The sequence below is a fragment of the Sphingobacterium sp. UDSM-2020 genome, assembly GCF_016132525.1.
Taxonomy (GTDB): Bacteria; Bacteroidota; Bacteroidia; order Sphingobacteriales; family Sphingobacteriaceae; genus Sphingobacterium; species Sphingobacterium anhuiense.
The window spans coordinates 1,421,709-1,442,237 of sequence record NZ_CP066166.1; the positions used below are offsets into that span (position 1 = coordinate 1,421,709).

Genomic DNA, 20,529 nt, shown 5'->3' on the forward strand with positions numbered 1-20,529 from the left:
CATGATGAAAACTATTCCTCTTATCTTAAGCACACTCTTATTTATGCAATGTAGCACAACAAAAAATGTAGAAGAGATCACTTGGTCTGTTTCGGACTCTCTACCCAAAACGATTACCGGTCAAGTGCAACTTGGTGTTGCAGGACCTGTTGTAGGAATCCACAGCGATCATTTACTGATCGCTGGTGGCGCAAACTTTCCAGAAAAGATGCCTTGGGAAGGAGGAATAAAAAAATACCAGCATACAGCATATATTTATGCCATAAAGGATCATAATTTAGAGTTAACAAACACATATTCACTTAATACTTCCACTGCATATGCCGCAAATTGCAGTCAAGAAGAGGGAATTTATACCGCAGGTGGAGAAAATGAAATGGGCGCTTCGTCACAATTTCAGATCTATGCCTGGAACGCACAACAGAATAGCTTCCAAGTAAATCAACTCCCCGATCTTCCAGTTCCTTTAAGCAACGCAAGTCTGGTGGCAAACGACAACAAACTCTATTTAATAGGTGGAGAGAATGCAACGCTTGTTTCAGATAAAATATACCTATACGATCAAAAATGGCAGGAATATATGCAACTTCCATATCCATTAACACATACGGTAGCCCTTGTTAAAGATCATTTTCTTTATCTATTTGGAGGGCGTACCAGACAGCTTAATGCGATCAGTACATTATATAAAACCTGTTATAAAATTAACTTAAAAACAAAAGAGATTATCCAGATCACCGATTTGCCAGAAGCTCTTTCCGCAGGAACAGGATTCGCAGATAATAAAGGTAACCTATTCTTAATTGGCGGTGATAATGGTTCAACGTTTCACAAAGTTGAACAGTTAATTCTAGATATAGCACAAGAAACAGCTCCAGATCGAAAAGAAAAATTAATACAAGATAAAGCAATCGTGCAATCCAATCATTCAGGTTTTACCAAAAATGTTTTGCAATATGATGACCAACTAAACAAATGGCATGTCGCCAGCACTTTACCGACAGGATCACCTGTTACCACAACAGCTGTCTTTCATGACCAACAAGTTTATATTCCATCGGGGGAAATTAAAGCAGGCATTCGATCTGCAGGAATATTAACAGGTACCATTAGATAACATCTAAATATAAACCAAATCATGATACAAAATAAAAAATATTATCCTTGGATTGTTGTTGGCCTACTTTGGGTGGTCGCATTACTCAATTACATGGACAGGCAGATTCTATCGACCATGCGTCCGACGATGCAGGTCGATATCACTGAATTACAATCAGCAACTGTCTTTGGACAATTAATGGCCATATTCTTATGGATCTATGGACTGATGAGCCCTGTTTCAGGGATACTGGCCGATAGACTTAATCGCAAATGGCTTATCGTAGGCTCTTTATTTGTTTGGTCATTAGTCACCTCATTAATGGGATATGCTACAACCTATCCAGAATTAATGATACTTCGTGGTATTATGGGCGTTTCCGAAGCCATCTATATTCCAGCAGGACTATCACTCATCTCGGATTTTCATTCTGATAAATCGCGTTCATTAGCAATTGGTATTCACATGACTGGTTTATATACAGGCCAGGCATTAGGCGGATTCGGGGCAACATTAGCAAGTTCTTATTCTTGGCACAGTACATTCAAAATATTTGGTTTAATAGGAGTATTATATGCTATTGTCCTCATGTTCTTTCTAGCAGAAGCTCCGGTAAGAACGAAAAAATCAGAACAAACAGAAAAACCCATCAATAGTTTCAAAGCGATAGGTATGCTCCTGAGCAATATATCGTTTTGGGTCATCTTGTTTTATTTTGCGATACCAAGCTTACCAGGCTGGGCGACAAAAAACTGGTTACCCACTTTATTTTCAGAGAACCTCAATATATCAATGTCGCAAGCGGGCCCATTATCAACAATCACAATCGCGATATCCTCTTTCTTAGGGGTTATTTTTGGAGGTATATTATCTGACCGTTGGATCCAAAAGAATGTAAAAGGCCGTATTTATACATCTGCAATTGGTTTATTATTAACAATTCCGGCTATGTTCTTAATCGGATATGGGCAAAATATCTACCATGTTGTAGGCGCAGGATTAATGTTCGGTTTTGGCTTCGGCATGTTCGACGCTAATAATATGCCTATTCTTTGCCAATTTGTTCCGAGTAAATTCCGCGCAACAGCATATGGGATCATGAATATGCTTGGTGTTATGGCCGGTGCATTTATTACTAAAGTATTGGGGGCGTCCGCTGATGAAGGTAAACTAGGAAAAGATTTTGCGCTTTTGGCTGTCATTGTATTTGTTGTTGTCATCATTCAACTTGTTGTATTAAAGCCAAAATCAAATGCTTCGCTGGACTAAAAAAATAATTTTAATCACATCTATTATGGTGTATTCCTCCATCGCATTGTATGCTCAGAAAAGAGTGGCATGCATTGGCGATTCAATCACTAAAGGATTAGGATTAAAAAAGGAGAATAAAACATATCCCCAACAACTTCAAGAGTTATTAGGATCAAATTTTAAGGTCCAAAATTTCGGGTTTAGTGGTGCCACGTTATTGAGCAAGGGACATAAGCCCTATGTCGAAACCCAGGAATATAAACAAGCACTGGCATTTCATCCTGACATTGCGATTATAGCATTGGGCGTAAATGACACTGATCCTCGAAATTGGCCCAACTATGGCGATGAATTTGAACAGGATTACAGTACACTTATCAGTAATCTGAGAAAATCAAATCCCGATGTCTCCATATATATTTGTACCCTTACCCCTATTTTCAGCGGTCATACACGATTCTTATCCGGTACAAGGGATTGGCATCAAGCCATCACTGCGTTGATACCAAAAATTGCCAAAAATAATCAAGTTAAACTGATCAACATCAATGAACAATTAAAGAATAGAATCGATTTATTCGAAGATAATATACATCCAAATGTTGAAGGAGCGACCATAATCGCCAAACAGGTAAACCAAGCGATACAGGGAATCGTGCAACCTCTCTCCGTTAAGGCTAACTTTGGAGATCATATGGTCTTACAACGAAACAGAGAAAACCCTATTTTAGGAAAAGCATCATGCAATACAAAAATAGCGTTAAAATTCGATCACAAAACCTATGAAACTCAGTCCGATGAAAATGGTGATTGGTCAATTCTTCTTCCCAAAAGAAGTGCCGGAGGTCCATATGATATTCAGATCCAAACGGAACACGAAGAGTTAAAAATTAAAGATATACTTTTTGGCGATGTATATCTAGCATCTGGACAGTCCAATATGGCATTTGAACTAAAAAATGCACGCGGAGGAGACAGTTTAATTCAAATGAATGCACCAAAAGTAAGGTTGTTTAAAAATAACAATTTCGTTCAGACCAATCCGACATCCTGGGACTTAAATACACTTGAAAAGATTAATAAATTAGACTTTTTCAGTGGAAACTGGACTTTACCAACACAAGAAAATAAGGCAAATTTCTCTGCAATAGCTTATGCTTTTGCGCTCCAAGTATCTTCTAGAACCAATGTTCCAATTGGTATAGTCGAACTGGATGTTCCTGGATCCAATACCGAATCATGGATAGACCGTACAACATTAGAGCAAAATAATCTACTAGCAAGCTACATCCATAGTTGGAGGAAATCCGATTTTATACAGGATTTTTGCCGCAATAGATCTGATCAAAATCTGGCACTGTCCTCCGCAAAATATCAACGTCACCCTTATGAACCCGCCTACAATTTTGAAGCCGGTATATCGCATTGGTTACATACGCAATTCACAGCTGTTTTGTGGTATCAAGGAGAAAGCAATGCCCATAATATTGAACTACACGAGCTATTATTTAAAACACTTGTCAGTTCATGGCGCCAAAATTTTAAGCAAGACCTACCTTTCTATTATGTGCAACTGTCAAGTATTGAACGTCCTTCATGGCCGAGATTCAGAGACAGTCAGCGCAAATTGAATACAGAACTTGAAAACACCTATATGGCTGTTTCATCAGATGTCGGTGATCTTTCGGATGTCCATCCTAAAAATAAGATCATTATCGGAAACCGGTTGGCGAATCTAGCCCTTGCTCACGAATACAAATTCAAAATCAATGCAGATTATCCAACATTCGACCACTATACCATAAAAAACAATATGGTCAAGGTCTATTTTAAAAACTGTAAATCACTTAAAACAAACAATAATCAATCTTTACAGGGATTTACCCTGATCGATGAAAAAGGATATACCTTGCAGCCTGGAAAAATATCAATTCAAAAAAATTGTGTATCGATTGATTTGCCAAGCGATAAAATCATAACTGAAATCCGATACGCATATTCACCCTATAGCACCGCAAATTTGCAAAATGAGGCAGAAGTACCAGCTTCAACATGCAGTTTTAAAATTGACTAAAAACGATGTATACTTTAACACAACTCGAAGAACTCGAAAAATTTTATAAAACACAGCTTCTAGAAGATACTGTTCCATTTTGGTTCCCAAAATCATTTGACCATGAAGACGGTGGATTTTTACTCATGCGCGATCAGGACGGAAGTTTAATTGATGATGACAAAGCAGTTTGGATTCAGGGACGAGCAACCTGGTTACTGGCAACACTCTACAACACAGTAGAACCCAAACAAGAATGGTTAGATGGGGCTAAGTTAGGCTATGATTTTATCCAAAAACATTGCTTTGATACTGACGGACAAATGTTTTTCCATGTCACTAAAAATGGTGAACCAATCCGTAAAAGAAGATATTATTTTTCAGAGACTTTTGCCGTTATTGCCTTTGCTGCCTATGCAAAGGCCTCAGGCAGTCAAGAAGCTGCGGAACAAGCTCGTGCTATTTTTGGGAAATGCATCCAATATGCTTCCGGAGAAATCAAATTAGCTCCTAAGTTTACAGACACAAGGCCTTCAAAAGGTATCGGAACGCCGATGATCATGATCAATACGGCACAGCAACTACGTGACACAATCGGTGACCCTCGCTGTGATGAAGCCATTTCCACTTGGATCAAAGAAATTGAAACCAATTTCGTAAAGCATGACCTCAAGGTAGTCATGGAGCAAGTATCACCGAAAGGAGAAATCATCGATCATATAGATGGCAGAACCTTAAATCCCGGCCATGCCATAGAAGGAGCTTGGTTTATTCTGCATGAAGCGCAATACCGCAACAACGATCCAAAGCTAATCGAGTTAGGCTGTCAGATGCTCGACTATATGTGGGAAAGGGGTTGGGATAAAGAATTTGGTGGTATTTTATATTTTAGAGATTTATATAATAAACCTGTACAAGAATATTGGCAGGACATGAAATTCTGGTGGCCTCAAAACGAAACTATCATTGCCACGCTGCTCGCGTATTTATTGACAGGAAACGAAAAGTATGCCGAGATGCATCAAAAAATACATCAGTACGGCTATGAAAAATTTCACGATCAGAAGCATGGCGAATGGTTTGGATATCTCCATCGGGATGGTTCAATTGCACAGACTGCGAAAGGAAATCTATTCAAAGGACCATTCCACCTTCCACGTCAGGAATGGTATTGTTGGACAATTCTTAAAAACTTCTTAAAAGATAAAAATGAATCTTAAGCTCAAATACCTTAGCATTTTACTTGTTAGCATCAGTTTTTTTTCAATTTCGTCTGCACAAGAAAACTTAATTCCATTACCGATCAACATGGAATTGGGGGAAGGTATGCTTGATCTGAAGAAGGGGATTGTTGTAAATGAAAATAATACAGCACTAACGAATGAATATCAACTGGCCAACACCATTCTTGCAGATTGGAAAATAGGAACTAAAAAAGCTGGTCATAACAACAGTCTGCCACTCCTAACACTTGAGCTATTAAGTGGTTTATCCGAAAATAAGGAAGCTTATCATTTGAAAATTGATGAGAAAGGAATCCACATAAAAGCACACAATAGTGCAGGCATTTATTACGGACTACAAACATTAAGACAATTTTCAATTCAACAGAAAAAGCTTTCATTTTGTGAGATCAATGACAAACCGGCATTCTCATGGCGGTCCTTTCTCGTTGATGTCGGACGTAATTATCAACCTCTTGCTATGCTAAAAGAGCAGGTTGATATCATGGCACGTTATAAATTAAATGTTTTACACTTTCATTTTACAGAAGATATCGCTTGGCGTTTAGCCAGCAAAAAATACCCGGATCTTACCGATCCATCTTACATTACCAGAGGTAAAGGTGAACATTATACAGAAAAAGAGTTCAAAGAACTAATAAATTATTGCAAACTACGCCATATCTTGCTTTTACCTGAAATTGATATGCCAGGACACAGTGATGCTTTCAAAAGATATTTTGGAGTAGGCATGCAAACGGACTCTGGTATGGTATATATTAAAGAGCTTTTAAAAGAATTCTCAGAAACCTATACCGATCTCCCCTATCTGCACATTGGAGGTGATGAAGTAAAAATCAGCAACAAAAACTTCATTCCTGAAATCACAAAATACGTTGAAGAATTAGGTTATAAAACAATTGGCTGGGATCCGGGCAGTAACCTGATGCCACAGACCATTCGACAACTGTGGATGGGTGGTCCAAAAAAAATTCTAGAACAAGGGAACCATGTATTTATCGATTCCAAACATCTCTATATAAATCATATGGATCCTTTGGAAACTGTAACGACCTTATTTCATAGAAAAATTGGCGAACAAGATAAGGAACATAAAAATCTGATCGGAGCAACCTTGTGTTCATGGCCAGATCGTGCAGTAGCCGAACCTCAGGATATGTTTGTCCAAAACGCCATATATCCCGCTCTTGTCACATTTGCAGAACGCAGTTGGCGAGGTGGTGGTATAGCTGGCTGGACATGTAATATTGTGCAAGAAAGTCTTCCTGCTTATCAGGAGTTTAAAGTATTTGAAACTAGACTGCTCCATCATAAAAACAGCTATTTTTCTGATAAACCATTTCCCTATGTCAAACAAATAGGATTAAAATGGGAACTGATCGGACCCTTTCAAAATGAGGGCAATCTTGCAAAAACATTTCCAATAGAAACGAAACCATTTGCACCTGATATAACAGTTACAAAAACAATAGCGGGAGGTACCGTGATCCTAAGACATTGGTGGGCAGATATCATACCTGGTGCCCTTAATAATCCACAAGAGAACACAACTTGGTACGCACGTACCAAGATCTGGAGTGAAAAAAGCGAGCACAAATTATTCTGGATCGGATTCAACAATCTATCCCGATCGTATGCAAGCAATACACCCCAATTACACACTTGGGATGATCTTGGAAGCCAAGTCTGGGTCAATAATAAAGCGATCGAACCGCCTATTTGGAAGCATGCCGGTGCAAAAGGAGATTTAGAGACTCCTCTAGTAGATGAAGGTTACACCTATAGAGCGCCAACAAAGATTTTATTGAAAAAAGGTTGGAATGAAATTTTAATCAAATTACCGATCAGCGATTTTAAAGGAACCGATTGGCAAAATCCAGTAAAATGGATGTTTACATTTATACAGAGTAATTAATAACCAAAACATTATATCATGCAAAAATTATTTTTAACGCTTTCTATCCTGCTATCATCGACGATGATCCAAGCACAAGAAACGACCGTTTTTAAATCGGGAGATGACGGTTACAAAAGTTACCGTATTCCAGCGATTGTCAAAGATAAAAGTAACAATCTGATTGCATTCTCCGAAGGCCGTGTTGAACATGCCGGAGACTATGGAAATGTCGATATCGTTTACAAAATCAGTTCTGACAATGGAAAAACATGGGGACCTCTGCAGATAGCTGTAGACCAAGATAAATTACAAGCGGGCAACCCCGCACCTATCGTTGATCTATTAGATCCACAATATCCAAAAGGACGAATTTTCTTATTCTACAATACAGGAAATAATCACGAAGGAGATGTCAGAAAAGGAAATGGAATTCGCGAATGCTGGTATATCACTTCTACAGATGGAGGAAAAACATGGGCTGCACCGACAAACATTACAACTGCAGTGCATCGTCCAAATCAACCCGGGTTCAATCCTAATTATACTTTTAAAGAGGATTGGAGAACCTACGCGAATACGCCTGGTCATGCTTTACAATTTGATTCCGGAAAATATAAAGGCCGTATATACATTCCTGCAAACCATTCAGAAGGAGACCCAAAACCTGCAGGAAAAGATTATTTTGCACATAGTTATTATTCCGACGACCATGGTAAAACTTTCAAAATCGGAAATACAATAAGCTTTGAAGGTGGAAATGAAACGATGGCCGCACAGATCTCCGAAACAGGATTGTATATGAATACTAGAAACCAACAGGGAAATGTACGAAACCGTATTGTTTCTTATTCGAATGATGGTGGAGCAACATGGGATACCACTTTCTATGATAAAAATCTACCAGATCCTGTTAACCAAGGTTCTACCCTATCTTGGAAAAAAGGTAAAAATTATATTCTAGCTGTTTGCAATGCTGCCTCTCAAAAAGATAGAGATAATTTAACATTACGAATAAGTAAAGATCAAGGAAAGACCTGGTATTTTAACCATGTAGTGGCAAAAGCACCTGTAGGCTATAAAGATTCTTATGCCGCCTATTCAGATATTATTCTGATCAACAATAAGAAAATCGGCGTGCTTTATGAAAAGGATAATTACGAAACGATTGTTTTTGATACGGTGTCAATCAAATAGCAACCTGCTGAATCGAACTAAAAAAGTGTCTGTATCTAAAGATTCAGACACTTTTTTACTACGTATCTCAAAATTTAAAACATGGGTACTTCAATCAATAAAACTTGAGCATCCGATGTAGCACGCATATCGATTTCGTTTATTTCCCAAATTCCAACCGCATCTCTGCGATTTAACTTCTCTCCAGCTATTTCGATGGCCCCCTCTAAAACAAATACGTAAACACCATTTGCTTCACTATGCAATTGATAATTAACGGTAGTATCCACCTCGATATCTGCTAAATTGAAATAAGCATCTTGATTAATAAAGACCGCTTGGGCATCTGCTGTATTGGGAGAAACGATCGTCGCAAACTTATTTTTTCGATCTAAATCCAAATATGACTTCTGATCATAACTTGGGGTCAACTGTCTTTCATTCGGGATAACCCAAATTTGAAGAAATTTAACAGGATCTACTTTACTACCATTAAATTCAGAATGCGTAACGCCAGTTCCTGCGGACATAATTTGCACATCACCAGTTTGGATATCACGACTGGTTCCCATGCTGTCTTGATGAGCCAAAACACCCGCTAACGGGATACTGACGATCTCCATATTATCATGGGGATGACGTCCAAAACCATTTCCTGCTTCAACAAAATCATCATTCAAAACACGTAATGCTCCGAAATTAACCTTATCCTGATCGAAATAATTTCCGAAACTAAAAGAGTGGGCACTTTTCAACCATCCAAAGTCAACATGACCACGTTTTTCTGATTTATGTATTATCTTTTGCATTTGATTATAATTATATGTTCAAACATACAAATAACATACCAAGCTAGAAATCAATAAAATAATGGACTATTTAACATGACAGATTGACAAATCTGCTCCTAGAATTTCTTTAAAAGACGCAGGGAAAACTTCCGTACTCAAAATAATAAAGCATTATTTCAATTTATCCGGTGAAAAAGCATAAATAAGTGCTCTTGCTAATATTCGGTTTGGATCAATTAAGGTCATGCCATTATGATCATTTTCTGGAAGAGCAAGTGGCAGTTCAGTACATCCCAAGACAATAATTTCTGCTCCTCCTTTTTTTAACTCGTCCATGGCACTATGCAATTCCAGACGGACTTTGTTGGTCACAGGAGTTGACTGCGCTTTGATTCCATATTCCTTATCATATATAGCAGCATGTATCCGCTCTTGCCAATCTTCACTTGGTTCTACAATTTCGAATCCTTCTTTCAATAATAGGTCCCGATAAAGCCCGCTGTTACGCGTACCAGTGGTAGAAAGGATACCAACTTTTACTTTTGGATATAACGCCTTCATGTAAGAAATCGTCTCTTTAACGAGATGCAGTATTTTAATCTTTTGGTTCGTTTTAGCTAATTCCTGTTCATAGACCCCATAAATTGGATCTGCATGAGCAGTATTACACGGAATACCGACAATAGTAACACCCGCACTTTCCATCTGTCGTGTGATTGCTGCTAAAGCTATAGCTGGATTAACAGTTGAATTTCCCTTTAAATATTCCGAGCGATCACCAATTAAGTTCGGAAATGAATAAAGCATAACAGGTAAATGTTCCTGATCTGATAGCGCTATAGTTTCCTCAATAATTTTTTTATACAAGTCAAGCCCTCCTAACGGACCAACACCTCCTATAATACCGATCATATTTCCTCCTTATCTAATCTAGCTCTCCCTTTCGCCATTCGTATGACCAAAAAGTTTGATTGTTTTCCAAAAATAATTCCATTAAATATTTCATAGCATCCATTCCCGAATCCGAATTATTAAATGCTACGACACTTTCTCCTGACTCCGGATAAACAATAAAAAAAGCTCTAAATCCAGGATTTGAACCTGTATGCCAGTATGCTATACCACGTTCATTCTTTTGAATACGCAAACCAAGTGCCAAAGGAACATGTCGATCTATCTCTTGAACATCAACATCATTATTTGCTAATGCACACTCTTTAAGCATTAATTTATGTGTTGATTTTTTTAAGCCTTTGCCTCTAACTAGAGCCGCCTGAATAAAGGTTGTGTAATCTAAAGGAGTGCTGTAAAGACTATAGGCAGCATTTGCCGGAAAATACGTTCCCAAACGATCACGTGGACTTATACTATCGTTATGTCCCCATGCTGTATTTGTCCTTAATTCTTCCTTCCAAACGATTTGAGACCGTTTCATTGCAAAAGGAATGAATACCTCTTCCTCAACCAAAGTCTGAAATGCTTTGCCAGTAAGATGCTCCAATACACGTTGAAGATAAAAAAAGCCTTCACCAGAATAAAGGTAATCTTCACCAGGAGTAAACTGTGTATGAAGTGGCGTCTTGTACCACGTCGCAGTTCCCACATCTCCTTCCCAATTCAATAGTCCGCTATGGTGCGTCAAAACCATTCTTGCCGTTATTTTATTTCCATCTTTCGTGTCTCTAAGTCGATCGTAATCAAAATATTCAGAAAGAGGTGTATCCAAATTAATCAAACCTCGATCGTAAAATCTAAAAAATACATACGCAGAAAGAACCTTAGTCAAAGAAGCAGCCTGAAATGTCGTTTCAGCATCAATAAGTGATTTTTTTCCAAATTTCTTGACTCCGTATACATAGGAGTTAACTTTACCCTCTTTATCGACATGTACTACCGATAATCCAGGTACACCAATTTTGGAAGCAATTACCGCTATTTCATTTTGTTGAGCAAAACCCGATTTTACAATCATCAAAATAATAAAAAGAAGAAATTGCTTAATCCCGCATTGCTTTAGGTAATCGATCATAATTTAGTGCATTATATTTATTCATGATTTCAAGCGTTTGTTTGATCGGTAAGGCCGGTAAAAACGAGTTATTAGCACCTTTCATATCCGTTGCCATAAACATCGAATTTAGAATAGCCTCTTCTGTTGCTTCCCAGACCGCCATAAAGAGAGGAGACATCGCGTCATTTTTCAGTTCTGTCAAGCTCAGGATCTGCCCTTCACTTTCATGAGAAATACGATTGCCCGCATAAGTAGAAAAAGCAACTGAATAATCTCCACTGCCGTTAGAAGAAAAAGACCCCACATTTCCGAACGCTAAATAAGACCGTTTTGCTAAACGTTCTAGATTGCGCGCCGATAAAGGAGCGTCTGTCGCAATGATAATCATACAAGACCCATCCGCCTTATAATTATTTTTAGGATCTCGCATATAAAAATTATTCAACTCTCGTCCTACTGGCGCCCCGTTAATATCCAGTACTCCTCCAAAATTTGTTTGTACCAATACACCAACTGTATAGCCACCTTTAGATATTGGCAGTCTCCTGGAAGATGTCCCAATGCCGCCTTTAAATCCCAAACATTCCGTTCCAGTACCCGCACCGACATTACCTTCCTTAACCAGGCCAGAATGTGCATTTCGGATCGATTCAATAACATGTTCTGCTGTTACATGACGCCCTCTGATATCATTCAATCCACCGTCATTGGTTTCACCCACCATGGTATTTACAGACTTCACTTTTTCATTTCCCGTTTGAGCAAGAACATAGTCGATAACAGCATTAGCCACCAAAGGAGCGTTCAATGTATTGGTTAATAAAATTGGGGTTTCAATATTGCCTAACTCCTTGATCTGAGAAAGTCCCATTGATTTCCCAAAACCATTTCCAACATATACCGCAGCTGGAACCTTATTTTGAAAAATATTTCCACCATGTGGAATAATAGCAGTTACCCCTGTCCGAATATCACTTCCTTCAATTAATGTTGTATGCCCAACTTTCACCCCCTGTACATCAGTAATTGCATTGTATCGACCTGTTTCCAAAATCCCAATCTGGATTCCAAAATCACGAACGCGTCCCCTTGCTTCTTGTATAAACAGCAACCGATGCAAATAAAAAACTAATGGCAATAATAGAACATTTTAATATCATGGTATATTGATCCTGTGGTTTATCTAGTTCTAAAATAGTACTTTTTTACCTGCATTTCATCAATTTTAACCAAGAAACATCTAGCGATGATAAAAAATAGCGCCATAAAAAAAGCGACTTAATTTCTTAAGTCGCTTTCGTAGCCCGTAGGGGAATCGAACCCCTGTTTCTAGAATGAAAATCTAACGTCCTAACCCCTAGACGAACGGGCCATTTGGCATCTCCAATAGGATATTTCCCTGTTTGGAGATGCAAATATAGATATTTTTATTAATCTTCCAAAAAAGAATTGAAAAATTTTTTAAATCAAATCAAAACCGATGTCTCTGCGGAAATATTTACCATCGAAATAGATTCTTCCTGCATCAGCAGTTGCCTGTTGCAAAGCATCAAACAACGTATCCTGCAATGTCGTTACTGCGATAACACGACCTCCTGCAGTCACAACATTACCGTCTTGCATGCTGGTACCTGCGTGAAATACAATCGACTCTTTTACATTTTCAATATTTGAAATCACCTTACCAGACTCATAGTTTCCAGGATATCCTCCAGCAACCAGCATAACAGTTACTGCCGTTTTTGGAGTAACAGTATAAGAGCGTGTTTCTAGATTACCTTGAGCAACACCTTCTAATAAGTCAATTAAATCGGACTCAATACGTGGCAAAACAGATTCTGTTTCCGGATCACCCATACGCACATTATATTCGATCACTAATGGTTCGCCGTCAACATTCATCAAGCCAATGAAAATAAATCCTTTATATGGAATATTATCTTTCTTTAATCCTTCAACAGTTGGCTTGATAATACGCTCCTCAACCTTACTTATAAAAGCCTCATCAGCAAAAGGAACTGGAGATATTGATCCCATTCCCCCTGTATTTAAGCCAGTATCCCCTTCTCCAATACGCTTATAATCTTTAGCTGAAGGCAATACTTTGTACGAGTTACCATCTGTTAAAACAAAAACAGACAATTCAATACCTTTCAAAAACTCTTCTACAACAACAACATCACTCGCTGCACCAAATTTAGAATCAGCGATCATCGCCTTCAGTTCCAACTTGGCATCTTCCAATGTTTCACAGATCAGCACCCCTTTTCCAGCAGCTAAACCATCAGCTTTCAATACAATTGGTAACTTTTGAGTTTCCAGATATGCAAGACCCTCCTCCAAATTTGTTTTATCAAAAGAACGTGAAGCGGCAGTAGGAATACCATGACGGTCCATAAATTGCTTAGAAAAATCTTTCGATCCTTCTAGTTGCGCACCTTCTTGCTGTGGACCGATAACAGGTATATGTTTTAAATCGGCACGGTTCAAGAAATAATCATGAATACCTTTTACTAGAGGCTCCTCAGGGCCTACCAAAACCATGTTGACATCATTTTCAAGAACAAAACTTGCGATACCGTCAAAGTCAGTCACTTTTAATGCTACATTTTTACCATACGCACCTGTACCTGCATTTCCAGGAGCAATAAACAAATTTTGAAGACGCTTACTTTGCGAAAGTTTGTAGGCGAAGGCTGATTCACGACCGCCAGAACCAATGATTAGGATATTCATAGCACAAAGATATTTGTTTTAAGCTAATATTGATAGAAAATTTCGAATTGCATTGATATCAAATTCGAAACAACGGATTATTTAATAATTTTTCGTAATTTATTCCAAATTATTGACCCTCAATGTATGAATCTTAAGGCAAGCTTGTTTAGTTTATTATTCATAATTCCTTTTATGTCATTAGGACAAACGGATATCCGACAGTTCATCGATAAATTAGGAAATTATGCTGCAAGAAATCCAAAAGAAAAAATCCATGTTCATATGGACAAAGAAAGCTATTCCGCTGGTGAAAATATTTGGATGAAGCTTTACTGCACACTTACACCAGACAACCTCTTATCCGGAGTAAGCCAAGTTGCCTACATTGATTTAATATCTCCAGATAACAAAACAGTGAATACCTTAAAAATTCCCTTAACCGCTGGTTTAGGAATTGCTGATCTGACCTTATCAGACACGCTCATAGAAGGCTCCTATCGTATACGCGCTTATACACAATGGATGAGAAATGATAGTACAGCCTACTTCTTTGACAAAACAGTGCCCATCTATAACGGTCGTTCGGATAATATTATGACCGGTGATGAAATCATCTACGATGGAGAGAAAAAATACTATGCAATAAAACTAAAAACATTATCAGGAGTTCCCCTGCCAGAAATTAATATTAACTACAAAACCCATCTCAAGAATGGAAAACAAAGAGCATCACGCGAAAAAACAGATCAGCAGGGTCAGCTATTGATTGATCTTAAAGATATACCCGCAGGTGAAATCATCAATTTGTCTTTTAAATCAATAGACGGAATAATAATTCGTAAAACATTTACCGTTCCAGCAGATAAATCAAGTAACAGCCTGCAAATACTACCAGAATCAGGCAACATTATAAACCAACTACACACTAAAATAGGCTTTAAAGCTCTTAATAGTAAAGGACTGGGAGAAAAGTGCACCATTATCATTATGGACAGCAACAAGGAGAAGATAGTCGAGATGGAAACCAGTCCGCTCGGTATGGTCAGCTATCCTTTTGTTTTGGATGCAAAATTAAAATATACAGCCATAGCGACATTTACCGACGGCACTAAAACAGAAACACCTTTTCCGACAATCAGCATGTCAGGACTAAACATGAATGTGGGCAATCTTACTGAAGACAGGGTCTTTGTACAGGTTAATGCTAGCCCTGATCAAATCAATCAGCAAGAAATCTATCTTATCGCCCAATATAATGGAAACACCTTTCATGTTTCCAAGCAAAAATTGAATAAAAACGAAGTCCTTTTTTCCATCCCCAGACAAAATCTGCCTCAAGGAGTTATACAGTTATCCATATTGGATGCAACCCTAAAGCCTTTACTAGAACGAATGATTTTCAACTATCGGTCTGATAAGATTCTTCCTATCGAAGCAACCGCTGATAAACCCACTTATGGAACCCGTCAAAAAGTAAACATTAGCGTTTTAAGCGGAAACACCATAGACTCCATTCGGGTTGGTTCATTATCAGCATCAGTTGTTAATAGCAATAAAACCCAGATTGATACTCCCTATAGATCCAGCATATATACGTCCTTGCTCTTAAGTTCGGAAATAAATGGATTCATAGAAAACCCCAACTATTATTTTTCAGATAGTAAAGACATTAAAAAAAGTGATCTGGATAATCTGATGCTGATACAAGGGTGGAGAAAATTAGACTGGGCAAAAATAGATGAAGTATCTGATCCAAAATATAATTTTGAAAAAAATATATCCATATCAGGAACAATAAAAAAACTTGGTAGAAAAGCGGTTGTGCCAAAAGCAACAGTTACTCTGATCCCTACAACCAACATGACTGCCGCTATTGATACGCTAACAAACGAAGCTGGAAAATTTTCTTTTGATGACCTGTTATTTACCGACAGTATTAAATTCATTATGACGGCAAAATCCGATAAAGATAAAAATAGACTGGACATTGAGCTTGATGAAATCGAGGAACCAGCAACTGGTGTCAATAAAAATTTACCTGAAGTACTGAACAATATTAACACCAAATACTTAGGAAATATAAAAAATGCACAAGCCTACTTTGCACAGCTAGAAGCCGCTGGACTCAAACAGCGCTCCATACAACTCGAAGAAGTTAAAATTACTCGCACAGCAATAAAAAAGGCCGTTGCCAATTCAAGTAACTTAAATGGACCAGGCAATGCCGATCAAGTACTTACAGAAGAGGATCTGTCAAACTGCAGTACATTAGAACAATGTCTAGTCGGACGACTCACAGGTGTGATGTGGAGGAACGGTGTACCTTACAATACCCGAGGCAACGGACCTATGCAGGTTGTCCTCGACGGCATGTACATCGAAGGTGATCAGATCTCGATGTTAAGTGCCGCGGATGTAGGGAGTATTGAGGTCCTGAGAAACATTAATCATACTGCAATCTATGGTTCATATGGAGGCAATGGTTTAATTGTAATCACAACAAAAAGAGGCAATGGCGCTACAACTGCATTTAAACCAACAGGCATTCGTACCATTATACCGAAAGGCTTTAACCTGAGTCGAACATTTTATAAACCGAGCTATGAAGCAAAAGATGTATCAAAAATAGTTTCAGATTTAAGAACGACAATACACTGGGAACCCAACATCATTACCGATCAAGTTGGAAAAGCAAGCTTCGATTTTTATACTTCGGACGAAAAAGGTCCATATACAATAATTTTGGAAGGTATTGACTTCAATGGAAAGATAGGCAGGAAAGAAATTAATATAAATGTGGTTGAATAAATTTACAAGAACAGAAATCTTATGAAATATCCATGTAGTACAAACTGCACAAACACCAATGAAAATACTTTGGATATTCCATATGGCCTTTTTAAAAAAAATAATTACATATGAAACATATACAAATCAAAACGGAAGACCGTATCGCGAACATATTTTTAGACCGAGGAAAATCCAATGCAATGGATACGGTGCTGCTTGAAGAACTAAATGCTTGTATACACGATTTAAAATCAGATGTGGCTATTGAAGGTGTTATCATTCATGGCAAAGAAGGTTTTTTCAGCGCCGGTTTAGATCTGATCACATTATATGAATACAATGAAACCGAAATCAGAGCCTTCTGGTCACTCTTTTTCAAAACAACACGAGATCTGGCTTCGTTTCCAAAACCAATTGTATCCGCAATTTCCGGCCATAGCCCTGCAGGAGGATGTGTTATCGCAATCTGTTGTGATTATAGGATCATGGCAGAAGGAAATTTTATTATCGGCCTAAACGAAATTCCAGTTGGATTAATTGTACCAGAAAGTATATTTCACCTTTATAGCTTTTGGCTAGGGAAAGGGAATGCCTATCGCTTTTTACTTGAGGGAAAATTACTGTCACCACAAGAAGCCCTTACAGTAGGTCTTGTTGATGAAGTCGTGCCAGCAAATGCAATTCACACCGCCGCTTTACGCAAGATCAAATCAGTAACCCAGTTTGATAAAGAAACATGGAAAACCTGCAAATTGAACTTCAGAAAAGAACTTCTAGAAAACCTCGGCGCAAAAGAGGAAGAAACGATTGAAAAAATATTAGAGCAATGGTGGAAGCCCTCAACACGTAGTATTCTAAAAACAATCATACACAATTTAACGAACAAAACTAAATAAGTCAATTAATTTAAGATTAACGTACAACGTATTTGAATAAAGCAACCGTTGTTCTATTTTTGTAATTAACTCGGATTAATAAAAATCCGCTCAAGTAGATGATAATAACCATGGTGAAAAAAATATTGGGAGTCTGGCTCATTGCAGTTTTTCTTTTCAGCAGTTGCAATAGAACTGCTGAGAAAAAGGAAAGTCAACTGGATTCTATCGATACGATAGCAAAAGATACACTGACGATCCCATCAGATTCAACAGATACGATCCAAGAACAAGCACCACAGGGCGAATCATTAGACGCGGCCATAATGAATATTATTCAAGCATTTAACAAACAGGATTCCAAGGCGTTAAACAATTATATTGAAAAAACGATCGGTTATTACACCATCTATAGACCTGGAGTGCAAGCCATCTATACACATGCTGTGGCTTTTGATTTCAATCATCCAATACCCGATTATTACCCTTATCCGCATACCAATTTCTTAGGAAAGGTTACGATAGGGCAATTGCCGGTATATGACTGCGGAAAAGAGGCCTGGAATAAAAAGGGGTTATTTTGTAATAACAAACAACATCCAACAGAACTATCGCATACCGCAAAATTCATGAACGAGATCTCGGATGCTAAAATATCAAATGCTGAGATTCAAAAACTAAAAGCTTTAGAAGCTAAAAGTTACCGCGTCATACTAACCGATAAAAACGCTCCACTTATCTTCCACATCACAAATAAAAATGGTAAGTGGATATTTACGGTACTTGATCGTGCTTATGGTGGATGTGATGCCTAACAATAACGATTTATTTCACATTAAAAGCATTACATTCCTAAAAAATATTTAATTTGACAGTTTAAATTCACAATAACAATGAATAGTCTGGATCAGGAATTACAAGCAAAAGTCAACCAATGGCTTAGCTCAGAATACGATGAAGCAACAAGAGCTGCTTTACAAATTTTAATTGATAACAACGAAGTAACTGAACTAACAGATTCATTCTATAAAGATTTAGAATTTGGTACAGGAGGTTTACGTGGCATCATGGGTGTAGGATCCAATAGGATAAATAAGTATACCATCGGTAAAGCAACTCAGGGGTTGGCAAACTATCTAAAAAAGCAATTTCCAAATCAGGTCATTAAAGTAGCTGTAGCTTACGACAGCCGCAACAACTCGCAAAGCCTAGGAACACTGGTGGCTGATGTATTTGCGGCAAATGGAATCCAAGTATATTTATTTAATGAACTGCGTCCAACACCTGTACTATCATTTGCAATCCGTCACTTTGGCTGCCAAAGTGGTGTCATGCTTACCGCCTCACATAATCCAAAAGAATATAATGGCTACAAGGCCTATTGGAACGACGGATGCCAATTAACAGCTCCGCACGATACAAATGTCATTACAGAAGTTAATGCTATCCATAGCGTTTCGCAAATATCATTTCAGCCAATTCCAGAAAATATTATACCTGTAGGAGATGAAATTGATGAAATTTACATTAATGAAAATAAAAAATTAAGTATCCACCCGGAGGCTGTAGAAGCTCAAAAAGATCTTAAAATCGTATTTTCTCCTATTCATGGAACAGGAATTACAATTGTTCCAAAATTATTGGAAGCGTGGGGATTTAACAATGTTTCCATTGTAGAAGAACAAGCCACTCCAGATGGTAATTTTCCAACAGTTATTTATCCTAATCCAGAAGAAGAAGATGCTATGGCATTGGCCAAAAGAAAAGGTGAAGAGCTGGATGCTGATCTCGTACTCGCAACAGATCCTGATGCTGATCGCGTTGGAATCGCAGTTAAAAACGATAAAGGTAATTTTCAATTACTGAACGGTAACCAGATCGGTAGTCTACTAGTTTATTATGTATTAAGTTCTAAAAAAGAACAAAATCAACTTAATAACAATCCTTATGTTGTAAAAACAATCGTCACAACAAATCTTCAAGCTGAAATTGCCAACCATTTTAATGTACCTTACTATGAGACCTTAACTGGATTCAAATATATTGGCGAACTAATGACCAAATTAGGCGATTCAGCGACATATTTAGTTGGCGGAGAAGAAAGCTATGGTTACTTAGTCGGAAGTCTTGTGCGTGATAAGGATGCCCCAAATGCATGCGCATTCTTAGCAGAGATGACCGCCTATTACAAATCGAAAGGCAAATCTTTATATGAAGTTCTCCTTGACCTGTATCAAGAATTTGGATGCTACCAAGAAAAATTAGTTTCATTAACTAAAAAAGGTAAAGCTGGTGCAGAAGAAATCAAAGCAATGATGAGTAACCTGCGTGCCAATTTGCCTAAATCTTTAGGAGGCATAGCTGTTGTAGAAGTTCGTGATTATGAAAATTCGGTCGCCATAGATATAGCCACCGGTACTAAAAAAGTCATTGATCTCCCGAAATCGGACGTCTTACAATTTATCACTGTAGATGGTGATGTTATTTCTGCGAGACCATCAGGAACAGAACCTAAAATAAAATTTTATTGTTCAGTAAAAGCACCATTAACAGCTAAATCACTCTATGAACAGCTCCAAAAAGAGTTAGCCACAAAAGTGGACCGAATGATGGCCGATATTATTTAA

The 20,529-nt window shown here is 37.9% G+C and carries 15 protein-coding genes and 1 tRNA gene; 10 read left to right on the top strand and 6 right to left on the bottom strand.

Translation table 11 applies throughout. From position 1 onward, the window contains the following. Position 1 precedes the first annotated feature (1 nt). Genes JAZ75_RS06160 through JAZ75_RS06185 form a run of 6 tightly spaced genes read left to right on the top strand, consistent with a single transcriptional unit; the run spans position 2 to position 8,738 of the window. Positions 2–1,117, top strand: coding sequence for a kelch repeat-containing protein (locus tag JAZ75_RS06160; protein WP_208700663.1), 1,116 nt, complete (start codon positions 2–4; stop codon positions 1,115–1,117). Between the two features lie 21 nt (positions 1,118–1,138). After that, positions 1,139–2,368 (top strand): MFS transporter, encoded by a 1,230-nt coding sequence (locus JAZ75_RS06165; protein ID WP_232789370.1) that lies wholly within the window; start codon positions 1,139–1,141, stop codon positions 2,366–2,368. 25 nt (positions 2,369–2,393) lie between these two features. Next, positions 2,394–4,424: a GDSL-type esterase/lipase family protein gene (locus JAZ75_RS06170; protein ID WP_208700665.1), complete on the top strand. Its 2,031-nt coding sequence runs from the start codon at positions 2,394–2,396 to the stop codon at positions 4,422–4,424. A 5-nt stretch (positions 4,425–4,429) separates the two neighbouring features. Next, positions 4,430–5,623: an AGE family epimerase/isomerase gene (locus JAZ75_RS06175; RefSeq protein ID WP_208700667.1), complete on the top strand. Its 1,194-nt coding sequence runs from the start codon at positions 4,430–4,432 to the stop codon at positions 5,621–5,623. Further along, entirely contained in the window at positions 5,613–7,562 is a 1,950-nt protein-coding gene (locus JAZ75_RS06180; RefSeq protein WP_208700668.1) for a family 20 glycosylhydrolase, read from the top strand. The genes JAZ75_RS06175 and JAZ75_RS06180 overlap by 11 nt, the downstream gene beginning before the upstream one ends. An 18-nt stretch (positions 7,563–7,580) precedes the next feature. Beyond that, positions 7,581–8,738 (top strand): sialidase family protein, encoded by a 1,158-nt coding sequence (locus JAZ75_RS06185; RefSeq protein WP_208700670.1) that lies wholly within the window; start codon positions 7,581–7,583, stop codon positions 8,736–8,738. Positions 8,739–8,812: 74 nt separating this feature from the next. On the opposite strand, the gene JAZ75_RS06190 is transcribed toward JAZ75_RS06185, so the two are convergent. The 6 genes from JAZ75_RS06190 to purD form a co-directional block, all read right to left on the bottom strand. Continuing rightward, positions 8,813–9,526: a pirin family protein gene (locus JAZ75_RS06190; protein WP_208700672.1), complete on the bottom strand. Its 714-nt coding sequence runs from the start codon at positions 9,524–9,526 to the stop codon at positions 8,813–8,815. A 153-nt stretch (positions 9,527–9,679) separates the two neighbouring features. Further along, positions 9,680–10,420 (bottom strand): aspartate/glutamate racemase family protein, encoded by a 741-nt coding sequence (locus JAZ75_RS06195; protein ID WP_208700674.1) that lies wholly within the window; start codon positions 10,418–10,420, stop codon positions 9,680–9,682. Between the two features lie 13 nt (positions 10,421–10,433). Further along, entirely contained in the window at positions 10,434–11,537 is a 1,104-nt protein-coding gene (locus tag JAZ75_RS06200) for a serine hydrolase domain-containing protein (protein ID WP_208700676.1), read from the bottom strand. Further along, positions 11,506–12,657 carry a P1 family peptidase gene (locus JAZ75_RS06205; protein ID WP_208700678.1) on the bottom strand — a complete coding sequence of 384 codons (1,152 nt, stop codon included), beginning with the start codon at positions 12,655–12,657 and terminating at the stop codon, positions 11,506–11,508. The genes JAZ75_RS06200 and JAZ75_RS06205 overlap by 32 nt, the downstream gene beginning before the upstream one ends. A 162-nt stretch (positions 12,658–12,819) precedes the next feature. Beyond that, positions 12,820–12,891 (bottom strand) — tRNA-Glu (locus JAZ75_RS06210). 89 nt (positions 12,892–12,980) lie between these two features. Further along, the gene (purD, locus tag JAZ75_RS06215; RefSeq protein ID WP_132771710.1) at positions 12,981–14,255 is read right to left on the bottom strand and encodes a phosphoribosylamine--glycine ligase; all 1,275 of its coding nucleotides are present in this window, start codon (positions 14,253–14,255) and stop codon (positions 12,981–12,983) included. A gap of 174 nt (positions 14,256–14,429) precedes the next feature. Here purD and JAZ75_RS06220 point away from each other — a divergent pair, with 174 nt between their 5' ends. The 4 genes from JAZ75_RS06220 (at position 14,430) to JAZ75_RS06235 (ending at position 20,529) form a co-directional block, all read left to right on the top strand. Continuing rightward, positions 14,430–17,045, top strand: a complete 2,616-nt coding sequence (locus JAZ75_RS06220; RefSeq protein WP_208700680.1) for a carboxypeptidase-like regulatory domain-containing protein — start codon at positions 14,430–14,432, stop codon at positions 17,043–17,045. A 110-nt stretch (positions 17,046–17,155) separates the two neighbouring features. Next, complete coding sequence (locus JAZ75_RS06225) at positions 17,156–17,923, top strand: enoyl-CoA hydratase/isomerase family protein (protein WP_132771712.1); 768 nt, start codon at positions 17,156–17,158, stop codon at positions 17,921–17,923. Between the two features lie 110 nt (positions 17,924–18,033). Continuing rightward, positions 18,034–18,717, top strand: a complete 684-nt coding sequence (locus JAZ75_RS06230) for a hypothetical protein (RefSeq protein ID WP_208700682.1) — start codon at positions 18,034–18,036, stop codon at positions 18,715–18,717. A 78-nt stretch (positions 18,718–18,795) separates the two neighbouring features. Beyond that, positions 18,796–20,529 (top strand): phospho-sugar mutase, encoded by a 1,734-nt coding sequence (locus tag JAZ75_RS06235; RefSeq protein WP_208700684.1) that lies wholly within the window; start codon positions 18,796–18,798, stop codon positions 20,527–20,529.